This is a genomic window from Endozoicomonas sp. SESOKO4 (genome assembly GCF_024606275.1).
Genome location: NZ_JAHHPS010000058.1, coordinates 1 through 6,666 on the forward strand (window position 1 = coordinate 1; position 6,666 = coordinate 6,666).

Here is a 6,666-nt window from a genome sequence, read left to right on the forward strand (position 1 = left end):
GATATGGATGGTACCCTGCTGGATCTCCACTTCGATAACTACTTCTGGATGGAGTACGTGCCTCAGAAGTATGCCGAGAAACACAATATTACTCTGGAGCAGTCGAAAGAAGAGCTGCATCCAAGGGTAGCTCAAACGTACGGCAAGTTGGAGTGGTACTGTCTCGATTACTGGGCCAGAGAGCTGGACCTCGATATCGTCGCCCTAAAAAACGAGATGGCTCATTTGATCAGGTTCAGACCCGATGCCGACCATTTTCTGCAAAATATTCGCGATCGGGGCAAGAAAGTGATCATGATCACCAATGCTCATAGGGACAGCTTGTCACTGAAACTGGAAAGACTCTCCATGGCACACTATTTTGACAGACTGATCAGTTCCCATGATTACGGTTACCCTAAGGAAACCCAGGCATTCTGGCACAATCTTGAAGCCGACATTGGCACGGATAAGGAGCGGGCTCTGTTTATTGATGACAGTATTCCGGTTCTGGACTCTGCCAAAACCTACGGCATCGCCCATTTATTGGCTATTCGATATCCGGACAGCAAACAGGGCGCCAAGGATACGGGTCAATATCAGGCTGTTGAAGATTTTCGTGAGCTTATTCATATTTGATGAGCCTTGAAAACTGGCCCTGAAAAACAGTTCAATGACTTTTGAGAGTAATAAATGGCCAAGCAAAGTAGTACTCACGATAAACAGCAAGACAAAGTGCGTCTGGACAAGTGGCTCTGGGCCGCCCGCTTTTACAAAACCCGTAATATCGCCAAAGAAGCCATTGAAGGTGGCAAGGTACATCTGAATGGCCAGCGCTGCAAACCCGGCAAAGAGCCCAAAGTAGGCGACGAGCTGAAACTGCGTACAGGCTGGGATGAAAGGGTGGTAATTGTTCGGGAACTCTCTGACAAACGCCAGAAAGCGGAGCTGGCACAACAACTTTACGAAGAGACTGCAGCCAGCATACAGTCTCGTGAGGTGGCAGCGGAACAACGCAAGGCCATGCGCGGTGCTGTAGCTCCGAGGCCGGATCGTCGTCCGGATAAAAAACAGAGAAGGGACATTCTCAGGCAAAAATCCAGTCTGGCAGATTAATGCCCGGTCATTTTTCCATGGGAAAAATGACCGGAAAACAGTCACAACAGATAAACAATACCTTTCTCTACTTTGGAAGGGAGCACTGTCAGTCTGTCACCGAGGCATGGGCCAGCTAAACACTCTCCAGACTCAATAAGAAACAGAGCCCCATGAGTAGAGCACTGGATCAGACGTTGTTCGCTGTCCAGAAAGCGGTCTTCCTGCCACTCCAAGTTAATACCCAAGTGTGGGCAACTGTTTTCGTAGACAAAGACTTCTTCATCTCGACGGACTGCGAAAATGGAGCCTTTTTCGGTTTCAAAACCTTTACTTCCGGGGTTTTCAAGATCATCAACAGCACAGAGTTCCAACAAGTTTCCAGTTCCTGAGTTTGATAGCTGCTTTGAAAATATATTCGTCAAATCCAACTTTTAATCGGTTGTTAAGTATCCCGAAAATATCACAGTAAGGCTCCTGGTCAGCGGTTACGCCGTGGTGTGTTTGTCAGTGTGCCAGAGCTGGTCACTTTTTCTTTAACCACATTTGCTTTAGTATTTTTTCCAAGAAACCAGAACAAAAAGCCAGGCAAAACCATTACCAATCCAGTGAGACTGTGTATAGGATGCATGTATACGTGGTAAATGACACAGAAAGTGACAGAGGCAATAAAAATCGCTGGGGCATAGGGCCAGAACAGAACGTTAATATTCTCATCCTTCAGTTTCAACCTAACCAGGCCAATTACGGTCATTACACAACAAATGCCTAGTAGATAGCCAATACTGGTAAGCATAAACTCAAAAGAGCCATACCAGAGAATCAACAGGACAACTATTCCCTGAAATATTATGGCATTGTGGTAGTTACCACTTTTGGTTTGAAGAAATTCCGGCAGATAACCATCATCAGCCATCTTGGCATAGACACGAGGACCCATCATGATTAACGCGGAAAGTGAACTGAGCAAAGCAAGGTTAACAATGATCGCAGCAATCACCACTGCCCAGGGGCTGGAAGAGTGTTCAGCAATCAACAGCAGATAGTCTACTTGCCCCAGAATATCGTAAACATGCTCTTGTCCGAGAATGGCATAATTTAACACCAGATAAATGAGTAAAACCAGACAGGACCCCGTCATCGTCACTTTCATCAAGTTTTGTTGAGATGCTTTTATCTCGCTGGCAACGTAAATTACAGAGTTCCAGCCTGAATAGGCAAAGAAAGCCCAGATGAAACATGTTGAGAGACCGTCGATATTCCAATCGGCAGGGGACGACAAGGAGCTGACGTTTAGTTGCTTCATGACTATCTGGTCGGAAATTAGATAAATGAAAGCACCAATCAGCACCAACTTGAACGATATTATCAGATTTTGAATCATGAGCCCCTGATATCTACCAAAGCAATGCATGATAGCAAAAAGAACAACAAAGACAGTACCAATTGCTCTGGAGTCAGCCAACCCTGAAAAAATGAACCAGTGCCGTGTATACTCCCCAAGTGCAAAAGCACACACGGCGATTGGAGCGGAGAACCCTACCAGCAGCGACACCCATCCTGCCAGACAACCCAGCATTGGATGAAATATTCTGGAGATAAAAAGGTACTCACCTCCGGATTCCGGCATCTGCCTTGCCAAGGCTCCATAACAGACCGCACCGCAAAGCATAACCACGCCGGCAATTAACCAGATAAACAATACCAGAACAGGGTGACCCACCCGACTTAACATCAGACCTGATACGGCAAACGTACCAGCTCCAATGACATTACCGATAATCAGCAGCACTGCACTGGTAAAACCCACTTTGTGATGACCGTCAGTCACATGTCACCGTAACTCACGGTTGCCCTGGTATCTCAGGGGCTTTCTGACCAACGGAAACAAGCCTTGCATGGTCATACCAATGGGCATCCGGGCTCATCCAGGCAGCCTGAATTAAAGGAAATAATGTGTCATGCTCCGGTATTACCTTTAAGTACGGTTCGAGCTGGCTGAAAGTAAGGTACATCAAACGCCCATGAGCATTATCACCACCCTGAACACGTTTATAGGATATCTCTGCATCTACATTAACCAGACCAGCCTTTGACATCATATCTGCAAGCAGATATCCCTGATCAAAGTCAATATGTTTTGACATTCTGTGATATGCATCCACCACATAATCAGGAAGCTTCGCATCAATTTTGCCAAACTCGCGGAACCTGTTTACATTTCCACCACCAACGTAGTCTTCAATGACCAAATAACCACCCGGCTTCAATGATCGGGCCAGTTTGGCGATAAGCGCATAATTGTCGTTCTTGGTCAGATGCATGACCACGAGTCGGATAAAAACCAGGTCGAACCTGTCGACGCCGGGATCGTAAGCAGTGATATCTTCGTGAATAACTTCAATCTGAGGGGCAATTGCTGCCACTTCAGCAAGAAAGTGATCATCAATATCCAGTGCGATGACTTTTCCGTTCTCCCCTGCAGATTCCGCAAGAAATCGACTCATTGAACCAAGACCAGGACCTATCTCCAGGAAATGACCGCCCGCCTTTAGGTAAGGTTTCAAACTGGCCTGCGACTGAGAATCAAGAACCTGCTGCAAGGCTTCCAGTCGACGCCTGCCCATATCCCACTTATTGGAAAGTGAGTAATCCCCTTCTGGTACCATCGGTTTCTCTACTGCTTCAGATTCGGCATAAGAACACATCGACAAAAAAAGCAGGAAAATCAGAGCAAACCTTGTTGGGATGTTTCCGGTTATTCTCATAGTTGACACCTGCAAACAATACCTGAGAACAAAAGAATAGATGACGGATACAGTTTATCCACTTTTATTTCCAGATCAGCTTTCTAATTCCGATACGCACCCCCACGCAGAGCATGGGAACCAGGAATAATTACCGGGCATTTTCCAGAGTACCAGTGCCTTTTTTTCTTCCGGTAGACGTCAGGGTAATGCATTAACAGACTCGGGACAAAGAAGCTGATCCCGGGTTGTGCCATCGACAAACAGGTCACCATAATTAAATTTACGACGAGTTTCGTTCAATCGCTATATTCTGCCGTTTTCTACATCTTTCAAAAAATCCACGAGCGCCTGCCGGTAATTTTCCGGATCGTCCCACATGGAGCAGTGACTGCCATTATCACAAACCACCAGCCTGCTGTGGGGCAGAATGGAAGCCATCTGCTCCTGATCACAAGGCGCCATGGTGTCATAGCGTCCAGCCAGTACCAGTGTTGCAACACGGATCTCAGCCAGTTCATTCCAACGATCCCAACCCAGCAGATTGCCGGTAACAACAAACTCATTATGACCCTGCATAGTGTTGTAAACATTCCGATTCCTGTGATCAAAAGCCCTGCTCAGAGCTTCAGGCCAGTTAGGCAACCTGCAAATGTATTTGCGATAGAGATGCTCCATCAAAAGAGACGAGTACTCTTCATTGTCCAGATCATTCGCTGCTTCAAACTGCTTCATTCGATCAACCACTTCCGGTGGCAACTGCTCCCGAAGGTGATTGATTTGGGTCATGCAGGAATGAATGCTGCCGGTGGTGCTGCCGAGTATCAGTCCTTTCAAATGCCGCTGGTACTTAAGTGCGTATTCAATGGCCCACAGGCCACCATAACCGTGACCAAATAGGTAAAAATCCTCCAGAACCAATGCCGTCCGAACCTGTTCGATCTCATCAATAAATCGTTCTAATTGCCAGAGTGACTCACCTTCAGGCTGATCTGAGCACCACGAGCCCAGTTGATCATAAAAGATAACTTCCACTCCCTGAGGAACCAGAAAGTCTTCCAGACATTCCAGGTACTCATGGGAATATCCTGGCCCACCATGCAGTGTCAGTAACTTTAGCGGCCCGGAACCCACCCGCTGAGTCCAGACCCGATAGCCGTTATCCAGTGTCACCCACTGAACACCCGGTGCGTTATGCTTCTCTTGTTTGGTCATCATGCCAGTACGCTGTTTAGATTTCGCAACGGGTTCAGTTTAGGCAGTTTCTATGGAAAAAAGCGGGAATGCACTCTCTTAACCACTACGGTTTTCAAGCCAGTCTTTGGTTAACTGATTTATCCTCAAGCGGTTTATCACCCATCATGAAAACTCATGCACTCGTCCTGCTTTCCTTGCTGGCTTGCTCTGTCCAAACCAAAGACACCCTACCTATCTGCACGATAAGCGGCTCAATCGCTCTTGCGACCAGGTGCCTGACAGGTAAAGATAACCTGAAGAGAGATGCTCATCGGTAATTTGTGGAAAACTTTCTAAAACAACTGTGGATAAGTATAAATATGGTAACCGGAAACGTTTATATACAAAGTCAATAATCGGCTGAAAGCTTTTACGTGTAGGGTGTACTTAATATGACTTTCTTAAAACTTCTGAGTAAAAGCCTGTGTATAAAAAGTGTATAAAGAATTGCCCACCGGTCACGACCCATGTTATTTCTGTTACTGAATCGGGCTTCTGACAACGCACCATGAATGAACCGCTTGATGGCAGCCAGTCTTTTTCTGTGATCTGATCAACTGTCGATGGGAGAATCTCGGGAGGGCCATGCACATCCAGTTGATGATGAGGGCTAAACAGTCATTCATTGCTGTAACTGCGTACCCAACAACACATTCACTGACTGCATTCTTGAAACCAGAAGATCAGGAAAAATATTCAAATGATTATCGAGGCGTTCACATGGGCCTTCTCAAAAGCAGTAAAAGGCGCGAGACGAGCAGGGCTTGTGCAGGAAGTTGCTGCGATTGCAGGGAAGTACCAACGTAACACAAAAGCCTGGCAACCACATTTGGAGCAAACCCGTGCGGCCATTACTGTCGCCATAAAGAAAGCAGACCCTGCTGAACCCATTCTGATAATGGGCTCGGGACTGGGTCTTGATCTTCCGTTGCAAGCACTCAACAGTCATCCGGCGGGCGCCCTCTTGTTCGATGCTGTGAAGCCACCACAGCTTGCAGCCAAACTAAAACAGTATCCAAATATTAAATTTGAACTGCGGGATGTAACTGGCCTTCTCGAAGAATTCTATAACAACTACAGCGACAGGAAGATAACCCCACCCGGTTTTGCACCGCTGCCGCTCACGGGTTTTAGCCTGGCAATCAGCGTGAATATGCTTTCGCAGATTCCGTTATCATTCGCCAAAAGCCCACCAGAGGATGACACGGAAATTTGCCTGATGGCGGCTATTCAGCAAGCCCACATCATGACCTTAAAGGCGATGGACTGTAACACTCTCCTGATTTCTGATCATGAACGCCATGTGGGCAAAGACGGTGACACTGAGGTTATCACTACTGTTGCGCCGCCCCTCTGGCCTTGTAATCCTGAGCATGAATGGGATTGGCATATTGCCCCAAAAGGTGAAAACAGAAATGGCCTGACCACGACCCTTAAGGTGGGTGTCTGGGAAATCCTCAAGTGATCCTCTTTGACATCAAGCCCTCTTGCCGACCCAAAAACCACTGTCGACAGGCAAATCTGTTGCTGACATAGTTTTCTGGCAGCATTCAATGAATTAGCTACTTGAAGGCAGCCAGTCTTCTTCCATGACCTGATCGAATGTCCA

7 protein-coding genes are annotated in these 6,666 nt (G+C 46.9%); 3 read left to right on the forward strand and 4 right to left on the reverse strand.

The window, feature by feature from the left end; translation table 11 throughout:
• Together yrfG and hslR are read left to right on the forward strand one after the other, a co-directional pair.
• The coding region (gene yrfG / locus KDK16_RS01040; RefSeq protein ID WP_257274292.1) for a GMP/IMP nucleotidase at positions 1-618 on the forward strand (618 nt) is incomplete at its 5' end.
• A 54-nt stretch (positions 619-672) separates the two neighbouring features.
• Positions 673-1,095, forward strand: coding sequence for a ribosome-associated heat shock protein Hsp15 (gene hslR / locus KDK16_RS01045; protein WP_257254151.1), 423 nt, complete (start codon positions 673-675; stop codon positions 1,093-1,095).
• A gap of 41 nt (positions 1,096-1,136) precedes the next feature.
• Here the strand turns inward: hslR and KDK16_RS01050 are convergent, their stop codons facing one another.
• The 4 genes from KDK16_RS01050 to KDK16_RS01065 all read right to left on the reverse strand — a co-directional run bounded on the left by KDK16_RS01050 (position 1,137) and on the right by KDK16_RS01065 (position 5,039).
• Positions 1,137-1,451, reverse strand: a complete 315-nt coding sequence (locus tag KDK16_RS01050; protein ID WP_257254150.1) for a Rieske (2Fe-2S) protein — start codon at positions 1,449-1,451, stop codon at positions 1,137-1,139.
• A 104-nt stretch (positions 1,452-1,555) separates the two neighbouring features.
• The gene (locus tag KDK16_RS01055; protein WP_257254149.1) at positions 1,556-2,905 is read right to left on the reverse strand and encodes an amino acid permease; all 1,350 of its coding nucleotides are present in this window, start codon (positions 2,903-2,905) and stop codon (positions 1,556-1,558) included.
• A 13-nt stretch (positions 2,906-2,918) separates the two neighbouring features.
• Positions 2,919-3,842: a trans-aconitate 2-methyltransferase gene (locus tag KDK16_RS01060; protein ID WP_257254148.1), complete on the reverse strand. Its 924-nt coding sequence runs from the start codon at positions 3,840-3,842 to the stop codon at positions 2,919-2,921.
• A 285-nt stretch (positions 3,843-4,127) separates the two neighbouring features.
• Positions 4,128-5,039 carry a proline iminopeptidase-family hydrolase gene (locus KDK16_RS01065; RefSeq protein ID WP_257274293.1) on the reverse strand — a complete coding sequence of 304 codons (912 nt, stop codon included), beginning with the start codon at positions 5,037-5,039 and terminating at the stop codon, positions 4,128-4,130.
• A 718-nt stretch (positions 5,040-5,757) separates the two neighbouring features.
• Between KDK16_RS01065 and KDK16_RS01070 the strand changes: the two genes are divergently transcribed.
• Entirely contained in the window at positions 5,758-6,522 is a 765-nt protein-coding gene (locus KDK16_RS01070; protein WP_257254146.1) for a hypothetical protein, read from the forward strand.
• The last annotated feature ends 144 nt before the right edge of the window (positions 6,523-6,666 follow it).